General features: G+C 46.1%; 20 protein-coding genes. 8 read left to right on the forward strand and 12 right to left on the reverse strand.

The genetic code is table 11. The features are described from left to right. Window positions 1-125: 125 nt before the first annotated feature. Together Q4A89_RS02025 and Q4A89_RS02030 are read right to left on the reverse strand one after the other, a co-directional pair. Window positions 126-986 carry a sugar phosphate isomerase/epimerase gene (locus tag Q4A89_RS02025; RefSeq protein WP_303183364.1) on the reverse strand — a complete coding sequence of 287 codons (861 nt, stop codon included), beginning with the start codon at window positions 984-986 and terminating at the stop codon, window positions 126-128. 29 nt (window positions 987-1,015) lie between these two features. After that, window positions 1,016-2,254: a DUF1080 domain-containing protein gene (locus Q4A89_RS02030; RefSeq protein ID WP_303183389.1), complete on the reverse strand. Its 1,239-nt coding sequence runs from the start codon at window positions 2,252-2,254 to the stop codon at window positions 1,016-1,018. 117 nt (window positions 2,255-2,371) lie between these two features. Here Q4A89_RS02030 and Q4A89_RS02035 point away from each other — a divergent pair, with 117 nt between their 5' ends. The 5 genes from Q4A89_RS02035 (at window position 2,372) to Q4A89_RS02055 (ending at window position 5,735) form a co-directional block, all read left to right on the forward strand. Further along, the gene (locus Q4A89_RS02035) at window positions 2,372-2,899 is read left to right on the forward strand and encodes a thioredoxin family protein (protein WP_303183365.1); all 528 of its coding nucleotides are present in this window, start codon (window positions 2,372-2,374) and stop codon (window positions 2,897-2,899) included. Next, the gene (locus Q4A89_RS02040) at window positions 2,892-3,515 is read left to right on the forward strand and encodes a bifunctional nuclease family protein (protein WP_303183366.1); all 624 of its coding nucleotides are present in this window, start codon (window positions 2,892-2,894) and stop codon (window positions 3,513-3,515) included. Before Q4A89_RS02035 ends, Q4A89_RS02040 begins: the two co-directional genes overlap by 8 nt. Before the next feature lie 31 nt (window positions 3,516-3,546). Then, the gene (locus tag Q4A89_RS02045) at window positions 3,547-4,245 is read left to right on the forward strand and encodes a 16S rRNA (uracil(1498)-N(3))-methyltransferase (protein WP_303183367.1); all 699 of its coding nucleotides are present in this window, start codon (window positions 3,547-3,549) and stop codon (window positions 4,243-4,245) included. A gap of 189 nt (window positions 4,246-4,434) precedes the next feature. Continuing rightward, complete coding sequence (locus tag Q4A89_RS02050) at window positions 4,435-5,139, forward strand: SAM-dependent methyltransferase (RefSeq protein ID WP_303183391.1); 705 nt, start codon at window positions 4,435-4,437, stop codon at window positions 5,137-5,139. Between the two features lie 23 nt (window positions 5,140-5,162). Further along, window positions 5,163-5,735: an acyltransferase gene (locus Q4A89_RS02055; protein WP_303183368.1), complete on the forward strand. Its 573-nt coding sequence runs from the start codon at window positions 5,163-5,165 to the stop codon at window positions 5,733-5,735. An 8-nt stretch (window positions 5,736-5,743) separates the two neighbouring features. Here Q4A89_RS02055 and Q4A89_RS02060 read toward each other — a convergent pair whose 3' ends face one another. The 3 genes from Q4A89_RS02060 to Q4A89_RS02070 are packed head-to-tail and all read right to left on the reverse strand — an operon-like array spanning window position 5,744 to window position 9,720. Further along, window positions 5,744-8,437: a DUF5686 and carboxypeptidase regulatory-like domain-containing protein gene (locus Q4A89_RS02060; RefSeq protein ID WP_303183369.1), complete on the reverse strand. Its 2,694-nt coding sequence runs from the start codon at window positions 8,435-8,437 to the stop codon at window positions 5,744-5,746. A gap of 23 nt (window positions 8,438-8,460) precedes the next feature. Continuing rightward, a complete protein-coding gene (gene nadC, locus Q4A89_RS02065; protein WP_303183371.1) occupies window positions 8,461-9,309 on the reverse strand; it encodes a carboxylating nicotinate-nucleotide diphosphorylase in 849 nt (282 codons plus the stop codon). A gap of 39 nt (window positions 9,310-9,348) precedes the next feature. Continuing rightward, window positions 9,349-9,720 carry a DUF4783 domain-containing protein gene (locus Q4A89_RS02070; RefSeq protein ID WP_303183373.1) on the reverse strand — a complete coding sequence of 124 codons (372 nt, stop codon included), beginning with the start codon at window positions 9,718-9,720 and terminating at the stop codon, window positions 9,349-9,351. 195 nt (window positions 9,721-9,915) lie between these two features. Here Q4A89_RS02070 and rlmH point away from each other — a divergent pair, with 195 nt between their 5' ends. Next, entirely contained in the window at window positions 9,916-10,389 is a 474-nt protein-coding gene (gene rlmH, locus Q4A89_RS02075; protein WP_303183375.1) for a 23S rRNA (pseudouridine(1915)-N(3))-methyltransferase RlmH, read from the forward strand. Window positions 10,390-10,405: 16 nt separating this feature from the next. After that, complete coding sequence (locus tag Q4A89_RS02080) at window positions 10,406-11,539, forward strand: DUF1972 domain-containing protein (protein WP_303183377.1); 1,134 nt, start codon at window positions 10,406-10,408, stop codon at window positions 11,537-11,539. Here the strand turns inward: Q4A89_RS02080 and Q4A89_RS02085 are convergent. The 7 genes from Q4A89_RS02085 to Q4A89_RS02115 all read right to left on the reverse strand — a co-directional run bounded on the left by Q4A89_RS02085 (window position 11,534) and on the right by Q4A89_RS02115 (window position 18,906). After that, window positions 11,534-12,877: a glycosyltransferase gene (locus Q4A89_RS02085; RefSeq protein ID WP_303183378.1), complete on the reverse strand. Its 1,344-nt coding sequence runs from the start codon at window positions 12,875-12,877 to the stop codon at window positions 11,534-11,536. The two genes, Q4A89_RS02080 and Q4A89_RS02085, sit on opposite strands and share 6 nt — an antisense overlap. Then, the gene (locus Q4A89_RS02090) at window positions 12,853-13,329 is read right to left on the reverse strand and encodes an acyltransferase (protein WP_368389488.1); all 477 of its coding nucleotides are present in this window, start codon (window positions 13,327-13,329) and stop codon (window positions 12,853-12,855) included. The genes Q4A89_RS02085 and Q4A89_RS02090 overlap by 25 nt, the downstream gene beginning before the upstream one ends. Next, window positions 13,330-14,526 (reverse strand): glycosyltransferase, encoded by a 1,197-nt coding sequence (locus tag Q4A89_RS02095; RefSeq protein ID WP_303183379.1) that lies wholly within the window; start codon window positions 14,524-14,526, stop codon window positions 13,330-13,332. A gap of 80 nt (window positions 14,527-14,606) precedes the next feature. After that, on the reverse strand, window positions 14,607-15,464 hold the full coding sequence (locus Q4A89_RS02100; RefSeq protein WP_368389489.1) for a glycosyltransferase family 2 protein: 858 nt from the start codon (window positions 15,462-15,464) through the stop codon (window positions 14,607-14,609). After that, complete coding sequence (locus tag Q4A89_RS02105; protein ID WP_303183381.1) at window positions 15,412-16,614, reverse strand: hypothetical protein; 1,203 nt, start codon at window positions 16,612-16,614, stop codon at window positions 15,412-15,414. Before Q4A89_RS02105 ends, Q4A89_RS02100 begins: the two co-directional genes overlap by 53 nt. A 52-nt stretch (window positions 16,615-16,666) precedes the next feature. Further along, entirely contained in the window at window positions 16,667-18,091 is a 1,425-nt protein-coding gene (gene wzx / locus Q4A89_RS02110; protein WP_303183382.1) for an O-unit flippase-like protein, read from the reverse strand. A gap of 2 nt (window positions 18,092-18,093) precedes the next feature. Then, window positions 18,094-18,906, reverse strand: a complete 813-nt coding sequence (locus Q4A89_RS02115; protein WP_303183383.1) for a class I SAM-dependent methyltransferase — start codon at window positions 18,904-18,906, stop codon at window positions 18,094-18,096. A gap of 335 nt (window positions 18,907-19,241) precedes the next feature. Here Q4A89_RS02115 and Q4A89_RS02120 point away from each other — a divergent pair, with 335 nt between their 5' ends. Beyond that, window positions 19,242-21,740 (forward strand): alpha-amylase family glycosyl hydrolase, encoded by a 2,499-nt coding sequence (locus tag Q4A89_RS02120; protein WP_303183385.1) that lies wholly within the window; start codon window positions 19,242-19,244, stop codon window positions 21,738-21,740. The last annotated feature ends 265 nt before the right edge of the window (window positions 21,741-22,005 follow it).

Below are 22,005 nucleotides of genomic sequence, written 5' to 3' on the forward strand. Positions count from 1 at the left end.
ATCGATAAACACGTATGCGACGCCCTCATAAGCACGTATCGAACGGGTGGATAAGAAAAGGCGGTTTGTCAAAACATTGCGTTATGACAAATCGCCTTCTGTTTGTGAATCCGAAAGAAAAAAACTCAGGGAAACAGTTCTTCGACCGTCTGATGGAAATATTCGATACACTTCCGGATATCCGGCACCGAATTCTCCCAGTTGGCTTCGTACTCGATCGAGAAGACACCTTCAAACTGCTGACGTTTCAACTCTTCGAGCATACCTTTCATATCCAGACTGCCGGTGCCCCAGATCATATCATCCTGCCAGGCCACACCATCCTTTTTCGGTGCGACATCTTTGAAATGTAGCGACCGCACACGTCCCTGCAACATTTTCAAGCACTCGACCGGATCAAGCCCTTCGCGACGCCAATGACCGACATCGGCACAGGAACCGATGCGCGCATCACGCGTCGAGATCTGTTTCAACACGTTTTCGGGTGTCCAATAGTCCGACGGCTGCGGATGATTATGGACAGACACTTTCAAATCGTACTGTTTGGCCAGACCTTCTACCAGGTCCCAATCTTTCGTTGCCGGTTCGCACGAGATAAATTCCATCTCCATATCCTTGGCCAGTCGGAACATCTTCTCCCATGTCGAGGCATCGTCGGTCATGTAGACCCCCGTACCCACGAAACGAATCTGCTTCGAGGCGGCAAGCGCTTTCAGTTCTTCGCGCGTTTGTGCGTCGAGGTCGTAGCCGAACACCCGATCGCCCCATCGTCCGCCCAGTTTATGACCGGGAAAGACTTCGATGTGGTGAACCCCCAGTTCCGCTACTTTGTCGAGCGCTTCTACGAGCGTAAACTTATGGAACGTATACGATTGCACAGACAACCGCCAACCGTTTTTCTCTGCCTTGCTCTGTGCCGGACAAACGGTCGGTAAAAAGCTGCATAGAAGTGTAACGACCGCTCCCAGCCATATCGTTCTTTTCATCTTCCGGATCGTTAATCGTAAGGGAATGATTACAATGTTTTCACCCGGATGTTACGCCAAAGCACCTTAATGCCTCCTCCGTCATGTATTTGCAGAGCGATACGGCCTTGACCGGCACCGATTTTCTCGTCCTGAATGTCGACCATCTGTTCGCCGTTCAACCAAGTGGTTACCTGATTGCCGACCACGCGGATACGCATCGTGTTCCACTCTCTTTCTTTGAGGAAATGTTCGCGATCGTCCGGAATCTGGATCAGCCATCCACGTCCGTACGATTCGTAGATACCGCCCGTATCGAATCCTTTCGGAGCCACTTCCACCTGCCAGCCGTTCACTTTCGCTCCTTCTTCTACGAACGAACGGATGAAGATACCCGAGTTGCCATCGGCTTCCTGCTTGAAGTCGGCCGTCAACTCGAAATCGTTATAATATTTGCGTGTGGCCAGATAACCGTATTGCTTATCGGGACCGCTCTCGCAAACGAGCAAGCTGTCCTGTACATACCATTGCTCCGTTCCGTACGCATCCCAGCCCGTCAGGTCTTTGCCGTTGAATAATTCTTCTTCCTCCGTCTTGCGCGGTAATTCACGGATTTTGATGTTGCGGAACCAAGCCGGATAACCGTGATCCTGCAAGCAGATCAGCCCTTTGCGTGCCAGACCGTATTCGGGCGCATTCTCCCACTTGCCGCTGTTCTTACGTTCGAACCAATCGTCCGACCATGCTTCGAATTCGATCGTTTTCTGTCCGTTCATATAGTACTCTACATGTCCGTTGTCGAAGACGATTTTCGAGGTATTCCATTCGCCGGCTGGACGTACGTTCATCGTCGCGAAATCGGGCAGATACATCGCATAATCCACACCGCAACGCTGCCAGTCCTCCAACGGTTCGGCAAACCCTTTGTCGTCGATCAACTGATATTCGGGACCGGTCACATACGGCACCTTGTACTGCGGACGTTCCACCACGTGATACAGCAATCCGCTGTTACCGCCCTTCGAGATTTTCCAATCCCATTGCAACTCGAAATTTTCGTAGATACGATCATACACCATGTATCCGTTTTCATCGCTGCCGCCGCCATCGGCCTGAATAACCCCGTCGACCACCTCCCACGGACCGGTCAGGGTCTGGCCGTTGTAATCACGCCAGCCGTCAAGCGTCTGACCGTCGAACAACAACTGCCATCCCGCGGCTTTTTCTTCCTCGGTCAACACATTTTGCGGTTTCTCGGAACATGCTGTGAATGCTCCGAATAAAACCATCACACATAAATAGTTCATGCACTTCATCATAAAAACAATTTTAAAATTTTCAAAAAACTCCACAAAGATAGTCATTCTTTGTAAAATGATTATCTTTGTCCGGTGAAATCAAAAAGAATGAATCGTAAACGGATTATGCTGAGCGTCGTCTTGTTCTTCTCCGCTTTCTGCGGAGCGAAAGCCGAACATCAAACATGCGCCCCTCCGGTCAAAGCAGGCAATTTCACCTATACCTTGGGTGCAGGACAGAAGGATTCGCTATACGCGCTCACATCGGAATGGATCTTGCTCTATTTTTACGAGCCGACCTGCGAAGATTGCCGCTTACTCACCGAACAAATCGCCGGATCGGAAATCCTGAATCGTCTCTTTACCGAGAGGAAGTTGCAGGTGCTGGCCATCTATCCGGACAATGACCGGGAGCTTTGGAAAAGCCATGCTTCGCACCTGCCGGAGCAGTGGATCAACGGATATGATGAACAGTTGTCGATCATTCCCCAAAGCAACTATCTGTTCCGGTCGCTACCGGCGCTTTATTTGCTGGATAAAGAGAAATATATTCGTCTGCACGAAACAACACTCGAAGCCATCGAGAAAGAAATAAGTAAAGTAAGAGGAATAAAGGAGGAATCGAACAATGGATAAGAAAATCAGATTAATGGTGCAGGGACTGACGAACAGTCAGGTCCAATCAGGGGCTTATGCGTTGATTTTGTCGGAGAGCGGGCCGCGCCGTCTGCCCGTCATCGTCGGTGTTTCGGAGGCGCAGTCGATCGCGATCGCGTTGGAAGAGCTAACCCCTCCCCGCCCCCTGACGCACGACTTGTTCGTCGGCCTGATACAGTCGTTTAAACTCTTTCTTTCGGAAGTATTCATTTATAAATTCGAGGAAGGAGTGTTCTATTCGGAGCTTATCTTCTCGGACGGAACGAACGAGGTGCGTATCGACTCGCGCACGTCGGATGCCGTAGCGATCGCCTTGCGGGTAAACTGCCCGATATACACGCTCGAATCGATCATGCAGCAATGCGGTGTGGTGATTGATGAGGGAGCGGTCGAAAACGAAACACCGGTATTATCGAAAGACCTGAATCCCGAAGAGATTCACGATCCGGAAAAACTGCGCGAATGGCTCAATATGCTTCAACGCGGCGAGCTCGAAGAGCGAATGCAAAAGGCTATCGGCGAAGAAAATTACGAATCAGCCAAGATTTACCGGGACGAGCTGAACCGTCGCGATCAGTTCGGCGATATACAATAAACGACACCTTATATATACAGGTATCTCACGCATGCAGCTTTTCTACGCTCCCGACATTGTAACAAATCCGCTCTTACCCGAAGAAGAATCGAGGCATTGCACAAAGGTACTGCGTCTGACAGTAGACGATACCTTGATGCTGACCGACGGCAAAGGATCGTTTTACCGGGCTGTGATTGCCGAACTCCATCCGAAACATTGCCGGGTAACGGTTGTAGAACACCTACCGCAGGCGTCGTTATGGCCGTTCCGAATCCATCTGGCCGTAGCGCCGACGAAGAATATCGACCGCATGGAATGGTTTCTCGAAAAAGCGACCGAAGTAGGCATCGATACCGTGACATGCCTCAACTGCCGTTTCTCGGAGCGTCGAGAAGTAAAGACCGAGCGGCTGGAAAAAATCCTAATTTCGGCCATGAAGCAATCACAGAAAGCACGCCTGCCTCAGCTTATCGGCATGAGTGACTTCAACGATTTCGTCGCCCGCCCGTTTGAAGGACGGAAAATGATTGCACATTGCCACACTCCGGATTTGCCCTTGATTCGTTCGGTATACCGTCCGGGCGAAGATGCGGTGATACTGATCGGCCCCGAAGGAGATTTCAGCAAGGAAGAAGTCGAGCTGGCCGAAGCGCACGGCTTCACAGGTATTTCGCTGGGAAAAAGCCGCCTGCGCACCGAGACAGCCGCCTTCACCGCCTGCCATACCCTCCATGTCCTGAATCAGTAAGAGGTAATCTGCCGAGCCGATAAACACCGTAAATTCAAGTATTAAATGCAACAAGGTTTTACAAAGATGCGAAAGATATCTTTTGGGAAGATTCACTGTGTTCTGCCCTGCTTTTTGAGGAAGTTCACGATACCTGAATCCGTTTTTTTCATGTACTTTTGTGCTTCGTAAAGAATGGTTGAGCGAAACATGAAAGCGGCTCTTTATCTGATCCCCGTCACGCTGGGTGAAACGGAACATCACAAGGTGTTGCCGGCGTATAATCGCGAGGTGATTCTTGGTATCCGCCATTTTGTGGTGGAGAACATACGCACGGCGCGCCGGTTTCTGAAGAAAACGGAACCGTCGCTGGTGATCGACGAATTGCATTTCTACGAGCTGAACAAGCACACGTCGCCCCATATGATCGCGGGGTATCTGACACCACTGGCCTCGGGCGAATCGGTCGGGATGATCTCCGAAGCGGGCTGCCCGGCCGTGGCCGATCCCGGGGCTGATATCGTAGCCATCGCACAGCGCAAAGGATATAAGGTCGTTCCCCTCGTTGGGCCTTCTTCTATTCTGCTGACAATCATGGGCTCCGGATTCAACGGACAGAGCTTCGCCTTTCACGGCTATCTGCCCATCGATGCGGCGCAACGCACAGCGCGGATCAAAGCGTTGGAAGCGCGCATCTATTCCGAAGACCAGACGCAACTCTTTATCGAAACGCCTTACCGAAACGGCAAGCTGCTGGATGAGTTGGTGCGCACATGCAGGCCGTCGACCCGACTGTGCGTGGCCTCGAACCTCTCGTGCGAAGACGAAATGATACGCACGAAGCCCGTAAAAGAATGGGGCAAAAACACGCCCGACCTGAACAAAAAACCGACCGTTTTTGCGCTCTATAAGTAAGCAACTTTTCTCACTCTCAAAACATGGAATATCAGGCACATGAAACAACCGTTATCGATGCGGGATGCAGCATCGGACAGGGAACGAAGATCTGGCATTTTTCGCACATTATGACCGGTTGCACGATCGGACGTGATTGCACGATCGGGCAAAACGTCGTCATCTCGCCGGGAGTATGTCTGGGCAATGGGGTCAAGGTGCAGAACAACGTCTCGGTCTATACCGGCGTGACGTGTGAAGACGACGTTTTTCTGGGGCCGAGCTGTGTGTTTACGAATGTCGTTAATCCGCGTAGTGCTGTCTCGCGCAAGCATGAATTCCGGCCGACACGGGTAGAAAAAGGAGCGTCCATCGGGGCGAATGCGACCGTCATATGCGGATGTGTCATCGGCGCGTATGCGCTGATCGGGGCAGGCGCGGTGGTGACGAAAGATGTACCGCCGTATGCGCTGGTGGTAGGTAATCCGGCACGTCAGACGGGCTGGGTGAGCGAATACGGTCATCGTCTTCACTTCGATGCCGAGGGGCTGGCCGTCTGTCCCGAAAGTCATCAGACTTATCGGTTAACCGACGGAAACGTTAGGCGAGAAGCTTAACCCCCGTCCTACTTCACCCATTGCAGCAGAGGGAGGCTGACGGTAAAGCCTACGGCATCGTAACGTCCGTTATTAAATCCGGCAAAAATCCCGATCCGCCCAAGCCCCGAAAAGCCGACGGAATACCCTGCTTCGCTGTAATTTCGTCCCGGAATCCAGAGTGAATGCACGTGTAACGCTTCATCAAAAAGATAGTTTTGCATAAAGCGTATATGCTTAAGCAGCAAATAATCGGAAGAGTACATGAGATGCCCCTGCAACCATTTGTCGTTGGCCGCATAACGATAGTGATCAATCAAGTTGAAAGCCGTTTGCATCGGACGATCGATAACATACAGCTCACGGGTGATGAAATGCTTAAAATCGGGTAAATAGAGTCTCTTTGCTGACGGAAACATACCGGCCTCGACTCCATAGAAGAATCGATTAAAGAGATTCAGTTTGACGGTCTGCATCACACCGGCCGAAAGCATCGTAAACGAGGCATTCTGTGTGCCTCCGAACGGGATACCTTGCCGATAGTGGACAGTAAAAGTCGGATAGTTGGAGTACGCGTAGATTTTCCGGCCCTCCTGAATCCGATAATAATAGCGCGGCGTATACCGCAACTGGATACCGGCAATCCATGCCGTATGATCGGGCATCGGAACGGAAACATATCCGTGAGGGAAATTGGAGTTCGGAGTCTTTCCGAAGATATGATAGGATGTATGGTTCTCGAAGGTCGATCGCCGTTCGTAATGCATGGTTGCCGACAACTGCAATCCGTTCGCCACATCGATACGATGCGTAACGCCCGCAAACCGCATGCGATACAGCTTCGCCGTATTGGCGGCGAACAACAACGACGCAAAGGAGTTAATCAATCGGTTCGTACCGTTTTTACCCGCATAATCCTCTGTGATATCTCCGCCCGAGAGTTCAAGTTCTCCATGCCGTATGGGATCGTAACGGAACGCCGTGTTCACTTGCCAAACAAGCGCTTTACGAGCGGTTGTATAATAAATCTCCGGTGAGAAGGTGATTGATCTATGGAGAGGGAGATCATTTGAAGAAGAAGAGATGACGACTTCGCCCGGAGCGCCCTTCGGCTTTTTTCGCGTAAAGTCTACCTCGAGAGCAAGGCGCTGTCCGATCCAAAAGCCGTCGACAAAATTGTATTCCGGTACTGCCCGCAGCAAACCTCCGTATCCCATTCTTGCCTGCTTGCCCAACTTGATTTTTTCACCCATCAACAATCCCGACATCCATTTCCCGAACGTTCGTCCTTTCAGCGAATCGCTTTGGCTCTCTTTCCGGATTTCGTTTTTCAGGCTGTCCTTCCATCGGTAGCTGAGGATTTCGTCTGTCTGCAACGGCTGCGTACGTATTTTCTTCCAATAATTGGTGTCGCGTAGCAAGATCAGCGAATCGCGTGTAATGCGAACCGTTGAATCCCACGATTGTAGTTGCAGACTTTTTCTTTTTTCTTTGATTTCGGGTGTTTCGGCAGCGTCCTGCATCAATTGCGCCATCCGGTAAGCGTCGCGGGTCGTCAATTCTTCCTTGGCGGCCAACTCTTCGAGTTTTTTACGGGCTTTCAGCTGTTTCTTCGTCGCTTGCTTCTCTACGGGCAATACCGACTGTACCGGGAGCATTGCCCGGGCAGCCTGCGCTTGTTTCTCGTTCACATCGACCTGCCGGTATTGAACCGAAGAATAATATTTCCCTTCGACCTTTATGCCGAGCATACTGATCTTCATGCTCATATCATAGGCTGTGGGCAACCACACATCGGGTTTGACTTCATGAAACGACACATGATTACGAAAACTCACCCCCATCCGACTAACGGTGAAATCGATATGTTGCAGATTCCAGGTACCGTCCAGAATATAAAGCCATCCGTTCACCAGCTGTGTATTGTTCTTCTTCGGTAAAACCCTGATCTTGTTGATCACCCGGCTCCCTTCGGTCGTGACGCCCTCCAACACGAATTTGTAGTACGTGAAAGCTCCGGGAGCTAATGGCGAAGTTACGCCGAACAGTTCAGGATCGTACACGTTGCTGGTCACGACATTCATCGCCATTTTCTCATCGTCGAACTCGGCAGGAATAGACGAAGACAATGCGACGACCTTCTGGTCGTAGGTACTCGGCGCTTTGAACTTTACCTCATTCTGCGACTCCATCAGAAAGAGCTTGTTCGAAAGGTTCTTTATTTTCGTCTTCTGATCTCCGATAAGGACAGAACCCAATGACGGCAGTTTGCCCGTTTTGAGGGTTCCTTTGATATAAACATCCGCCTGATAGGCTTTAACCTGAAAACGATAAAAAGGAGCATGTGCAATTGCCTTACGCATAATCGCGTATGCCGGATCCTCTCCTCTCCCATCGACAACCACTTCCCCCAACGAATACGCTTTCTGCTGCAACGTTATTCGCAGGGTCGTTTCGGTGTCGGAAATCGTAAACGGAAGAACTTGTTTTTCGTATCCGAGAGCCGAAAATTCCCCGACATAATGCCCTTGCTCGAGATGCGACACAAATTCGCCTTGCTCATTGGCAACAATGCCTAATGCAACCTCACGGATATAAACCGTTGCGTACGAGACAGGTCGCCCTTCACCATCGGTAATCGTTCCCTTTAAGCTTTGTGCTTGTGAAAGAACCGCCGAAAGACATAGTCCCCAGCAGAACAAGAGAAGCAGATATTTTCGCATATCACATGCCGGCCATTCGTTCTTTACACGGCCTTAAGACTCATGTCAAGACTTTTGATCGAATGAGTCAGAGCTCCTACCGAGATATAGTCTACTCCGCATTCGGCATAATCGCGTAGCGTATCGAATGTAATTCCACCCGATGATTCCGTCTCATAACGCCCGTCAATACGCTGTACGGCCTCGCGGGTATCCGACGGACTGAAGTTATCGAGCATGATACGATCTACTCCCCCGACTTTCATCACTTCGTCCAGTTCTTTGAAGTTTCGGACTTCGATCTCGATCTTGAGTTGTTTTCCTTTTTCTTTCAGATAGTTCTGTGCCCGTGTAATGGCCTGCTCGATCCCTCCGGCGAAATCGACATGATTATCTTTCAGCAGAATCATATCGAACAGCCCGATGCGATGATTGACTCCCCCGCCGATGCGTACAGCCTCTTTCTCAAGCATACGCATGCCCGGAGTCGTTTTACGTGTATCCAGCACCCTCGTCTTCGTGCCTTCGAGGGCTTTCACGTAACGGCGCGTCGTCGTTGCGATGCCGCTCATGCGTTGCATTACGTTCAACACCAGTCGTTCCGTTTGCAGAAGAGACTGCACCTTGCCTTCGACTGTAAACACAATATCTCCTTTGTTCACCTCGGCACCATCGCGAATAGAAATATCTATTCGCATATCGGGATCGAAATGCCTGAAGATACGTTGCGCCATGCCTACACCGGCCAGCACACCGGCTTCTTTGATAATTAACTGGCTCTTACCCATCTCAGTCGATGGGATGCAACACAAGGTCGTATGGTCGCCATCGCCGATGTCTTCGGCGAAGGCGAGCGTAATCAGTTCGTCAATCAATTGGTCTACACTTTTCATTTGAATGATTCTGTCATGAAGGGATACCATCTTCCGCACTCATTCGATACGTATCGATTGAATGAGCAGTTTACCCTCTTTCACTATATACGTAATATTTACACGAAATTCTTTCGTCGATGTCTGCAACTTCCCGACAATAAAGCCGCAATCGCTTTTATCGGCATGATGCGCCACGGTAAATCCGGACGGTTTATTGGATTGAAAAAACTGAGTAAGAACAGCCGTCGCATCAGCCCCGCTACCTTTTTGCGAAACATTAGGGACCGCAATATCTACTTCCGAGTTCATATTATTCGCTAACATTATGGCATCACCATTCTTAAACGCATTAGATACCAGCGTAATGTCGACAGCTTGCATACTCAAAACAGAGAGAGCCCACACGAATATAAAAATCAATTTTCTCATTGCTGTTTCCTCCTTACTTTAATAATCTTAATGACAAAGATATGTAGTATTTTCAAAGTCAGGCGTTAAAAATAAAAAAAACGCCCCCAAAAGAAATTTAGACTGCTTTTTATCAGGAGGTTTCAACCAATTGTTTTTTTTTATCGCTCTACAAAAAAAATATATCTTATCTTTACTCTGTCAAATTAGAAACATATGAATATTGTACTTCTAACAGTCGGTAAAACGGATGCGACCTATTGGAAAGATGCTTTGGCAGAGTATCAGCGGCGCTTGCAACATTATATCCCATTTGAAATGCAAGTGATCCCGGACATAAAAAACACAAAAAATCTGACGAAGTCTGAACAAAAAATGCAGGAAGGTGTTTTAATACGGAAAGCATTGCAAGCAGGTGACTGGTGCGTGTTGTTGGACGAACAAGGGAAAGAATACACATCGATGCAGTTTGCAGCTTACTTAGAAAAGAAAATACAAATCGTATCGAGGCGTCTTGTTTTTGTCATCGGTGGACCGTATGGTTTCAGTGACGAGGTGTATGAAAGGGCATCCGAGCGTTTATCGCTCAGTAAGATGACATTCTCGCATCAAATGATTCGTCCGATATTTGTTGAACAACTTTATCGAGCAATGACGATTCTCCGCGGTGAGCCGTATCATCATCCGTAGAGAACGGTAGAAAAAAATGAAAATTGCAATTTTAGGAACTCGTGGAATCCCGAATAACTATGGAGGGTTCGAACAGTTCGCCGAATATTTATCTGTGGGATTGGTAGAAAAAGGTCATGAGGTGACAGTATATTCTCCGCACTTTCATGATTATAAGGAGTCTGTTTATAAAGGCGTGCGGATAAAGCATCTATATAGCCCCGAACACGTAATAGGCAGTTCTTTCGGAAGCTTCTTCTACGATTATGTCTGTTTGAAAGATGTCTTGAAAGGCAAAGATAAGTTTGATATCTTATACGAGCTTGGGTACACAAGCGTTGTCCCTTCTTATATCTGGTTCAATGTAAAAAAAATAAAATCTCCCATCCTTATTACGAACATGGATGGTTTGGAATACCTACGGCCGAAATTTAATCGATGGGTGCGTTGTTTCTTACGCTGGGAAGAGAAAATGGCTGTCCGATATAGCCCTCATATTGTTACAGATAACAAAGCCATCCACAACTACCATTTAGCGAAATACGGGAAAGAAAGTAAATTTCTAGCGTATGGCGCGTGTGTTCACACGAAACCTCGCGAAGAATTCCTTCATGAATTCAATTTGACCGCAGGGAATTATTTTCTGGTTATCGCGCGTATGGAGCCGGAAAACAATATTGAGATGGTGATCAAAGGGTATCTTGACAGTGAAATGAGAAATAAGCCGTTAATCATTGTGGGCAGGATCAAGACGTCTCACGGCAAGTATCTGTTCAATAAGTATCGTCAAACAGAAGGGATCCGTTTTGTAAACGGCATATATGATTTTGAGAAACTATGTGCATTACGGCGATTCTCTTATGTTTATTTTCATGGACATAGTGTTGGCGGAACGAATCCGTCGTTATTGGAGGCTATGGCTTCGAGATGTTTAATCGCAGCACATGACAATGCATTTAATCGCTCGACGCTGGAAGAAAACGCGCTCTTTTTTCATCACGAGCGAGATGTTACTCGAATTTTGAACGGTATGTCAACATTAAACCCTGCGACAAAGGGTACGATTATCGCCAACAACTTTCAGGTGGCTCAAAATGGCTATTCGTGGGAGAAATTGGTCAACGATTACGAAGCTTACTTCTTACAGCTACTATCAGAAAACGGCTTATAAAGAACGGTATAAGGCTCTCATTCTATGGATATGCTCATCTAAAGAGAGATTGTTTTCCTTAGATACGATTGTTTTATTATACGCTGACAGAATCGACTCATCGCTTAAAATCCATTTGAGTTTACAGCTTAATTCATCGGGAGTGTGAAAAATGAACCTTTCGTCATATACCTTAACGATATCTTTCGCACCCACGGTTGCCGAAACCATCACCGGAACACCGAATGAGAGAGCTTCCAATACGACTAATCCAAACGTTTCATAACATAAAGACGGTACGATCAACATATCCATCTCGGAGAAAATCTCTGCCAATTGTTCTTGCTTGTATGCCCCGCAATAGACAATACGCTCACAATCGGTATCGATACCTATACGGCTTCCCCAAGCACTTAATCTCCAATTATGGATATTTTTTTTCTGTAATGCCGTACATACCTCTTTCAGTAGGGGAAAGCCTTTGTAAGGGGACAAATTCCCAATAAAGCCCAATCGAATGAGGGAACGACTAAAAGATTTGATTACTTTCCGGTCAATGATTGTAGCATGAGAGATTGGAACGATGGCAAAGTTTCGAATTTCGGGCAGATAAGAATGATAAACGTTTTGAGAAACCGTGCTATTGAAATGAAACAAATCAATCAATTCATATATATATTGATAATAATCAAACATTTCAGAATAATCTTCCGTTTTAAGCATACCCCTTTGTGTGCGTACGGAAGCTTCTCTTTTTATTGCTGTGATTTGACTGTAAGAAAGATATTTTTTAATATAGGCTAGCCCTTTCAGATTTCGGATACGCAAGAAGAGATTGCTCGGAGCATCCTGGTTGCACGTCGCGCAAAGAGAAGGAGAATGACGGGTACACACCTTGCCGGAATGATCTACGAAATTTACTTTCGGACATAAGCCGAAATAATCGTGTGTTGATAATACGATTTTAACCCCTTTTCTTTTCAGAAAAAGAAGTAACTCATAAGGTAACCCCATCAACGTGTGAAGATGAAAAATCTCAGGTTGTGTTTGTGCGTAAAACCATGCTAATTTTTCATCAGACAATGTATTGGTATTTTGGGTAATGCTTGCCGGCGATTTAACCCCATGTAACAAAGGAACAATCGAAGGATTCTTGATTTCATAGACCTTGACCTTACCATAAGAACGGCGCCTTACGATGTGCCTTTTCGTGTGGATAAGGCTGATATCGCCCGGATACAGTAAGCAAATCTGATCTTTCGGGTTTTCGCTCTGGGCTTGCATCAGATCGGTGGTGTAGCGAGTCAACCCTCCAGTGCGATAAGGAAATAAGCCTAAGGTGTAGTGCAGGATACGCATGTAGGCTCTCTATATTTTATGATTTTAGCAGGTACAACTCCAATGATACAATTCGCCGGAAATTGGGCTGTAACGACTGCCCCGGCAGCAATTACACACCCATCCCCGATAGAAACACCGTATAATATAGCGACTTTCACGCCAATCCAACAATTCCGACCGATAGAAATTCCCGGATGCGTTACTCCTTGCGTTCTGATAGGAACTTCTCTATCTGAAAATACATGGTTCTCTGCGTGCAAGCCAACATAATTCCTGAATAAGACATCGATGTAACAATTCCTGTTAATGTTAATCCTCATGTTTACGCCAAAGAAAAAACGCTTTCTGCATTTGATTTTGCTCGAGTGATAGATAACAATTACTCTTTCTGAACAAGAACAGAAATCGTCCATAAAGAAAAGTACATATTGGACTAAATATAAAAGACAGCCATCATAAGAAAGCCTCATTTATTTAGAATGCTTAATATATTCATACGTAAGCATCATATCATCATATAACGTATTGAATGTTTGAATCCGCTTATCCCATCTGAAATTTTGCGCACACCGGGTCACTCCTTCAGCCAATGCCTTGAGCTGTTCAGGATGCTCCATGAAAAACATCATATACCGGCTGATATCCGAAACAATCTGTTTGGAAGAGTTTGTGGGGATTCGAATGCCACACTTTTCACAAATAACATCATGCATTCCGCAATGGTCTAATGACATCGTAGGAACACCGTACGACATAGCCTCCCATATTGTCGTAGGATTTCCTTCCGACAAGCTGGTAATAACATGTAAGTGTGACATATTAAACAAATCAAAGACTTTCTCCCGATCAATCTGTCCGTGCCATTTTAGAACATGCTGAATCTGCTTTTTTGAGGCAAATTTTTCCATCTTCTTTTTCAAGCAACCGTCGCCTACGATATGTACCATCAGAGGACTGTCGGAAGGCAGGCGAATCAAGGCTTTTAACAAGAGAATTAATGCTTTATTGGCATCAATCCGACCAATCCAGATAACGTGCAATTTGGCACTGTTGAATTTGGTAGGATTAGCGTGATGAATTTTTCCCACAATTCCATTTTCAGGCAGCCAGTAACTTTCTACGTGATGAACCTTCCCTATCCTTTGTTGATTGGCCATCGTGGCCGTCAAGAGTACATCGCATCGTTTCAAAGCCTTTTTAACGCGTGGCGAGAAATGCAATTGCAACTGATTGGCCAAAGTACGAAACAGAAGCTTGGTTTTTCCTGAAATAGAACTTACGCTTCCCCATAACCGCAAAGGTATATCATTGGTTCCTCCGATAGGCCCCCAAATATAAGGGAGCTTTATCTTCCATAAATAACCGGGTTCCCGATAACCAATAGGGCTTACATAATGAATGAGATCGATCCGTCCTTCTTTTAATATTTCTTGCGCCTTCTTATATACAGATTTATGCCATTGTCTATATGCAAAATAAAAGGTGTATACGAAAATCCCTTTTTTATTGAGATAATTGATCCGGTTTGTCGATTTTGTGGCTTCGACAAAGATAAACCGAGTATTGGGCAAAGGGTTTTCCTGTATATAGGTCTCTAACTCCCCTCTATCTCCAAGATGATCTCCGGAAGTACCATACAGCACCGTGAGTTGATGATATTGGCTCATATGTGTTATATAATTCCACGCCACTGAATATTCAGACCCTCTTATCGGCGAGATGGCATAAGCTAAAACTAAAACATGTCTCATTTCCAGACGTGTAAATATGCAACACATTTCTCTTTCCAGGTCCAACGATTGAAAAAGAGCGTGAGCCGAAGTCCCCCCATCACAATTCTGAAGCCGAGTTTAGCTCCTCCTCTGTAATGCTTGGTAATGTAATGGTTAAAACTTTTTTGAGCGATCAGAAAGCGACTAAAAGTAAGCTTTTTTGAGGCAAAACTTCCTCCTTCCAAATGAATAATGCGCACCTCGGGCAATATAATTCGTTTCCATCCAAACGAATCCATTCGTTTCTGCAAATCAACCTCTTCGTAGTACATAAAAAATACCGGATCAAATCCGTTCAATCGTTCAAATGTGGCTCTGGAAAGAAACAAATCAGCTCCGGAAATAAAATCGACTGAAACAGGTTGAGACGAAGGAAGAGGAATAGTCGGACGGCGGAACATTTTATTTAATACATATTTCAGTTCTGTTTGAGGAGATGGAAATCGATTGTATGAGAAAGAAACTTGCCCTTGTTCATTCAACAATATTCCCCCAATCGCTCCGGCCTCCTTATCGCGTTCCATATAACTAAAAAAGGAATGAATTGCGTTATTTAACAGAAGAGTATCTGAATTAAGGAAAAAGAGATATTTTCCCCGAGCTTCCAATGCTCCCCTGTTATTGGCCTTCCCGAAACCCAGATTTTGATCGGAAACGATTACTCTAACCCACTCAAAATAAGATTTTATATAAGATACACTATCATCAGTCGACGCATTATCTACCACGATCACTTCATAGTTGACGTCTTTTGTCTGCATCCGTATGGAATTCAGACAGTCACACGTCATCTGTCTCGTGTTGTAATTTACGATGATTACGGATACGTCCATCAAAATCTAATTTATACTGCAGAGATAGTCCGCAGGAAATCCACAAAATGACGCTTTCAGGATTAAATATACCCGTAATCGAAATGTTCGTAAGGTATAAACCTAAAGCAGAAATGATCGGAAATGATTTCCAGAAAGAGAACGTGCCGTCATCTTGTGATAAATATCTACCTTTTCCTTTCAGAGATAAACGAAGAAGTAACAAGCCGAAAAGAATATAGACAACCATACCTATCCATCCGGTTTTTAGAAGAATATACGGATAACCGTTGTGCATAATGGGTATATGGCGTATATTCAGCGGGGTATAGGAGCCCATATCCACCGTGGCCCCAAAGCCTTGTCCTACCAGTCTCTCTTCGAAACATCCTTTTCTGATTGTTCTCATCGTCATGTAAGCTTCATGCCCCCTGTAGTTTTCATTGATTTCAATTACATTTTCTGCCGGCTGGATTGTTATCTCTTCGGGTGCCTTCAATAAAGCCTCGGCAAAACGACTTTGGGGATTCGATAAAAAGAAGACCGATAAGATAAATCCGAAAAATGAGAGATAAAGTAAAATATAATGTTTCCGATATTGAAATCTCACATATAGCATAACAGACAGGCTGATAACAAAAACGAGCAGATCGGTTCGTGATGCGGAGACATATAACGATAACAGATTAATCAACAGGAGTCCCATCCACGTTCGAGCGTTCGGAAAAAGTGCAGTACCGAAGAATAACTTATCGCATAAAAGAATAATGGCAGCCACAGCAGTAGCTGCAAAACCTGTAACGGAGAGAGATTCACGAGCCTCTCTGGGATCTAAGAATGCAGCCATTCCATAATTGTTAAACATATAAAAGATAAGGTACAGAGAGCACACGCTTCCCGACAAAACAATGGCACGTAAAGCGTCCATGCGATCATAACGTTTCGCGATGATACTTCCTAACAGCAGATATAAAATAGGATTCAGAAAATAATATATGTCCTTAAATACATCATAAAAGGCATACTGAAAAAGGCCTCCCATCGTTCCGATAATCACTGGAACAAGCAATAAATTAGATAATTTAATGATTCTTCGATCCGGCCGGATGTATAAAGAAAGAACGAAAATCGTGATTTGCATGGCAGTCAGCAAATTATTATTCTTTGCCAATGGTGTAAGACAAATCAGTAAGAGTATGACGGTTAGCCTTAGTTGCTTCGATTTATGCATGAAAAGAGAAAAAAGAACGGCAGGCCTCTCTATGGCCAATCCGTATAAACTGCATCCAATTGACTCCAAATTCTTTTAATACCACCTGAGGCCATTTCCAATTTTGGTATACCAGTTGTACGACTCCGGGAACGAGGATAAAGAAGAGGATACTGGTGCGAGAGCATAGAATCAGCAGTCCGTATCCGATTAGCGTGCACAGGCCGGAAAGCAATGCCGCATGAAAAAACGGAATATGATTCGCTGATGAGATAATGTTGGCAAAACAACTGTGATTCGCTTCCAACAATCTGATCAAACAATAAGTAATCAGAATGTAAGAAGCCGGTAATACGGCATTCGATTGGATAACAGACAAAAGCTTCGGGGCTACCCATACAAGCAATACTGCCCCAACGATAAACAAAGGATAAAAGAGTACCATCGAGGATGCAAATTTTTTGATTAATCCCTCCCTGTCACCCGTCACCCGATAAGAGGCAAAGGCAGGTGTCTGTATGGTGATAAGCGTACTGGAGACAATTACAACAACATTACTTAATTGAATCATTAGTCCATAAGAAGCAACTTCTTCGAGAGGAAGATATAAGCCGGACAAGAACATGCCAAGTTGGGAAACCACGTATCCGGCAATCGTGATAAGGCTTAACTTACGAACATTAGGCCATGAAACGGATAAAACCGATTTGATTTCGGAAAAAGAAATGTCGTCTTGTATTTTTTCTTTCAATCCATCTCGGTAAAAATAGAAATGAGCCAAGAGACGTCCGATAACCGGTGCCAACAGATTCGCCACCGCAATACTTATCAGGCCCAGATTACAATAGACTAAACCGATTGCGATGCACATATTCAGCACTTTGGTGAACACATATGCTTTCTGAGACTCTTTGATAAATCCTCTGCCTATCAATAACGAATGATAATATAAGAGATAAATCGTACACAAAACAGACAGGCAAAAAAGCACCCAAATCCATAACATATTACTCACGGTAGAAAAACCGTCGGTTACGATATGCATGTACCATGTACCCACCGATAACAACAAAAGGCCCAACCCCAAAGCAAACCGTTTATACGTATATTGAGTCGCGCGGATAACGGACGATAAGAGTCTGTAATTAATGTTTTCTCCCGTATGCATGTGATCATACCCTTCTTTTTTTAAGACATTTGCCCCATTAAAAACATACGTAATATTCCGCGTAAATTGAGGAGAAAAGCCCGCGTCCAACAAGGGAATAAAAGCGCTAATAGAAAGCAGGATATAATTTATTGCAATCTCCTGACTACTCAACTTGTGCAAGATGGCCGGAAGAATAAGAATACCTGCTCCGATAGATAAGAATTGAGAGAGATAACTCCATAAAATATCTTTTTTGGAAATAGAAACAAGCTTTATACGATTTTCCATTGTCATTTCATTTGTTGCCAAAGACGCCGGATTCGTTTATTCTCTCTAAGATACTTACTCGAAAAAACGACTCGCCGCATACCCTCCGACACAATAATTTTCAGATAGCGTACGAATGATATCTTATATGGTTTTCGCCGGTAGTATGTGTCATTGTTTTTCTCCCATCTGTCGACAAACTGATAAACGGCACTGTCCGGCGTCTTTGCAATCGCCCATGATGCCTCGATATGCGAACTGTAATATTTATGAAATTCGGAAGATGAAGGATACATCAGTATCGTATCTTTATTATCCGTACAAGTTAATCCGCACTTACTCGCCATATCGACCAGACTTTTTCGTGTAAAAAAATGAATATGGGTATCATCCAGCAATCCCATGTTTTGATATTCGAACTCCCCATCCAACAGAGACAGGATGATAGACGAATGCCCGATATTGGGAACAGATGTCAATATACAATCCCCATAGCGAACAACTGTCTGCAAGGTACGAAGAGGGTTGCGGAGATGTTCCAGCACATCGGCAAAGATAATGTAATCGAAAGATTGGCCTTGCAGTTCCTGTTCCCAATTTCCGGTATCGATATCGGACACAATGACTTGCTCGGCATATAAAGCGATTGTTTCGGCCATAACGGGATTAATTTCGACTGCTACCACATGGCAATGAAGTTGTTCCTTCATGTATCGAGTCATATACCCCATACCCGGTCCGAATTCCAAAACGCGGGAGTTCGGCTTTATCCACGTTAATATCTGAGGAATATTGTTAGGGCTATAAACGATTTGATCCGTTCCGTATATTTTCATCTGACAACTAATTACACCAATCCTCGTCACTCCCATAAGCAATGAGGGAATAACCGTTTAAACAGACTTTTGAATGGTCTCGTAATGATTGGGCAAAAATACAAAAGTTTCCTCTAAATCCAAGCCCCTGAGATAAAAAACACAGGAGCTACTTTGCGCTCCCCATCGTTCTGATACAGTCTTTTTTCTACTTTTTACGACGCTAGCCTATGACCACTTTTGAATGGATTTTCTTTGCGAATATGGTCCAATGAATTCATCAAAAGAACGCCGATTGATAAATAAATCGTATTTTTGTCCTACCGATAACACTTTAGAATCCATTAATTTTTTATATGATGAAACGGTCTATTTCTTTATTCTTACTTCTCCTGACATCGTTCGTGACGATGGCGCAGGTGACGACCGATCCGGCCATAGTGACGGAGACCGGAACGGTGAAAATCATTTTCGATGCATCGAAAGGAAATGGCGGGCTGAAAGGATATGCCGGCCCGGTTTATGCGCATACAGGCGTCATAACGAACAAGAGCACGAGCGGGAGCGACTGGAAGTATGCTCCTTCGTGGGGAGACAATCAAGAGAAATACAAACTGACTTCGCTGGGGGGCGACCGCTGGCAGCTGACTCTTTCGCCGAATGTCCGTACGTATTACGGTGTGCCGGTGGACGAGAAGATTCTTAAACTTGCTTTCGTTTTCCGCAGCGGCGACAAACAGAAAGAGGGAAAAGGAGAGGGCAACACCGATATCTTTGTGACACTGAACGAACAGGCGTTTGTTCCTTCGGCACCCGAACGCAAACCTCGTCCGGAAGGCATAACAGACGGGATAACGTATCGTGAAGACGGCTCTGTCGTGCTTTCGCTCTATGCTCCCGGGAAGCAGCATGTCCATCTCCTGGGCGACTTTAACGACTGGACAAAGAGTAACGACTGGCAGATGTACCGTGACGGCGATCATTGGTGGAGAACGGTCAGCGGACTGAAGAAAGGTGAAGAATATGCGTTCCAGTATCTTATTGATAATGCATTCAAAATCGCGGATGCTTATGCCGAGAAAATACTCGATCCGTGGAATGACCGTGCTATTCCCGCGGCCGTCTATCCCGGACTGAAACCTTATCCGATGCAGACGGAAGGTATCGTATCGGTGATGCGTACGGGCGCAGAGCCGTATCGATGGCAGACGACCGGTTTCGAACCGACGCCTGCCGAGCAGCTGGTGGTCTACGAGTTGCTCGTTCGCGATTTCACGAAAGAAGGTACGATCACAGCGGCCATCGACAAACTGGATTATCTGAAAGCCATGGGCGTGAATGCCATCGAACTGATGCCCGTGCAGGAGTTCGAAGGAAACGACAGTTGGGGGTATAATCCCTCGTTCTATTTTGCGCCCGACAAGGCTTACGGTACCCCCGACGACTATAAACGCTTCATCGACGAGGCTCACGCACGGGGCATGTCGGTCATCCTCGACGTTGTCTTCAATCATGCGACGCTCTCGCATCCTTTCGCACGTCTCTACTGGGATGGTACGACCGGGAAGCCGGCGGCCGACAATCCGTGGTTCAACGTCGATGCTCCGCACCCTTACAACGTATTCTCCGACTTCAATCATGAATATTCCGGCACCCGTGATTTCTTCAAACGGGTATTGAGTCACTGGCTGACAGTTTATCGAATTGACGGCTTCCGGTTCGACCTGACGAAAGGATTTACGCAAACAAAATCGACCGAGTCGACGGCTTCTCGTTATGACGCGTCGCGTATCGCGATTCTGAAAGATTACCATGCGCATGTCCGGAAAATCAATCCGAAAGCGTATACGATTCTCGAACATTTCTGCGAAAACAAAGAGGAAAAAGAACTGGCCGATGAGGGGATGATGCTCTGGAACAATATGAATCACGCCTATTGCCAGTCGGCCATGGGATACAAAGACGGCAGCGGCCTGAAGGATGGCAGCGCGACCTCGCGGGGCTGGAAAGAGCATCGCCTGATGACGTATCAGGAAAGCCACGACGAAGAACGCACAATGTACAAAGCGAAAACGTGGGGCATCCCGCCGGTTAAGAGCGACGAGGCGACACGTCTTCGTCGGGCGGCGCTTAATGCCGCCTTTCTGCTGTGCACGCCGGGGCCGAAAATGATCTGGCAATTCGGTGAGCTGGGCTACGATTATTCGATCGAGGAGAATGGTCGTACGGGACGCAAGCCGGTACGGTGGGACTATTATGAAGATTCGCACCGTCATCATCTGTTCGACACGCACGCCAAGCTGCTCGCTTTGCGCAAGAAGCATCCCGGGCTATTTGCTTCACCCACCTCGGAGATGATGCATACCGAGGCGTCGGATTGGGAGAACGGCCGGCGCATCGCACTGCAACATACGGTGGCCGACTTGCTGTTGTTAGGTAATTTCACCGATAAGCCCTTATCCGTCCCGGCACAGTTCCCGACGACCGGAAGATGGAAAAACATTTTCAGTGATACCGAAACTTTTCTGGAGATCGGAGCGAACGATAAGAACCGGGAGGTACTGCTACAACCTCACGGCTTTCATCTCTATTTGCGGGAGCCGGGATTGTCGGCCAACGAGAAAGTCGAGGCCGTTGAACCATGTGAAATTCGTTTGCATGACGGAACGATCGTCGTCCGATCTGCAGAAAAGATCAGCCGGATAAGCCTGTACTCGTTCGGAGGCTATCTGCTTCGCGCCGTCGATTATGCCGACAGACTGGCCGTCACAGCTATTCCGTCGGGTATTTATCTGGTCACGGTACGTACGGCAAGCGGCAAAGTCTACAGCGAAAAGATCATTATCAACCGGTAGTTGTATATCGGTTTGCATCTCGGGAAATCAATAAAACCCTATGCAGCATATGTTTTGTTTTAATCGAAACTCGGGGCTATTGTAAAAGAATGATTTTTTTACGCGCAGGGCTTAAAATCCGATAAGCATAGAAAAAAATCCGATAAGCATCGGATTTAAAATCTCTGCCTACAGAAATTCAATCGACCGGGCATGCCATGTATCTTCAAACCGGATTCCGCAATAGAAAGTATAAGAATGAATTTCATTCAGGCTTTCAGCCCTC

The sequence above is a fragment of the Tannerella sp. genome (assembly GCF_030528505.1).
GTDB lineage: Bacteria > Bacteroidota > Bacteroidia > Bacteroidales > Tannerellaceae > Tannerella.

Bases quoted from the DNA above. Each gene is read 5' to 3' on its own strand.
- Q4A89_RS02070 (WP_303183373.1), bottom strand. From the start codon at position 9,720: ATGAGAAAATTGATTTTTATATTCGTGTGGGCTCTCTCTGTTTTGAGT.
- wzx (WP_303183382.1), bottom strand. From the start codon at position 18,091: ATGGAAAATCGTATAAAGCTTGTTTCTATTTCCAAAAAAGATATTTTA.
- Q4A89_RS02035 (WP_303183365.1), top strand. From the start codon at position 2,372: ATGAATCGTAAACGGATTATGCTGAGCGTCGTCTTGTTCTTCTCCGCT.
- Q4A89_RS02055 (WP_303183368.1), top strand. From the start codon at position 5,163: ATGGAATATCAGGCACATGAAACAACCGTTATCGATGCGGGATGCAGC.
- Q4A89_RS02045 (WP_303183367.1), top strand. From the start codon at position 3,547: ATGCAGCTTTTCTACGCTCCCGACATTGTAACAAATCCGCTCTTACCC.
- Q4A89_RS02095 (WP_303183379.1), bottom strand. From the start codon at position 14,526: ATGAGCCAATATCATCAACTCACGGTGCTGTATGGTACTTCCGGAGAT.
- Q4A89_RS02120 (WP_303183385.1), top strand. From the start codon at position 19,242: ATGATGAAACGGTCTATTTCTTTATTCTTACTTCTCCTGACATCGTTC.
- Q4A89_RS02080 (WP_303183377.1), top strand. From the start codon at position 10,406: ATGAAAATTGCAATTTTAGGAACTCGTGGAATCCCGAATAACTATGGA.
- Q4A89_RS02030 (WP_303183389.1), bottom strand. From the start codon at position 2,254: ATGGTTTTATTCGGAGCATTCACAGCATGTTCCGAGAAACCGCAAAAT.
- Q4A89_RS02040 (WP_303183366.1), top strand. From the start codon at position 2,892: ATGGATAAGAAAATCAGATTAATGGTGCAGGGACTGACGAACAGTCAG.
- rlmH (WP_303183375.1), top strand. From the start codon at position 9,916: ATGAATATTGTACTTCTAACAGTCGGTAAAACGGATGCGACCTATTGG.
- nadC (WP_303183371.1), bottom strand. From the start codon at position 9,309: ATGAAAAGTGTAGACCAATTGATTGACGAACTGATTACGCTCGCCTTC.
- Q4A89_RS02100 (WP_368389489.1), bottom strand. From the start codon at position 15,464: ATGGACGTATCCGTAATCATCGTAAATTACAACACGAGACAGATGACG.
- Q4A89_RS02050 (WP_303183391.1), top strand. From the start codon at position 4,435: ATGAAAGCGGCTCTTTATCTGATCCCCGTCACGCTGGGTGAAACGGAA.
- Q4A89_RS02115 (WP_303183383.1), bottom strand. From the start codon at position 18,906: ATGAAAATATACGGAACGGATCAAATCGTTTATAGCCCTAACAATATT.
- Q4A89_RS02025 (WP_303183364.1), bottom strand. From the start codon at position 986: ATGAAAAGAACGATATGGCTGGGAGCGGTCGTTACACTTCTATGCAGC.
- Q4A89_RS02060 (WP_303183369.1), bottom strand. From the start codon at position 8,437: ATGCGAAAATATCTGCTTCTCTTGTTCTGCTGGGGACTATGTCTTTCG.
- Q4A89_RS02085 (WP_303183378.1), bottom strand. From the start codon at position 12,877: ATGCGTATCCTGCACTACACCTTAGGCTTATTTCCTTATCGCACTGGA.
- Q4A89_RS02090 (WP_368389488.1), bottom strand. From the start codon at position 13,329: ATGAGGCTTTCTTATGATGGCTGTCTTTTATATTTAGTCCAATATGTA.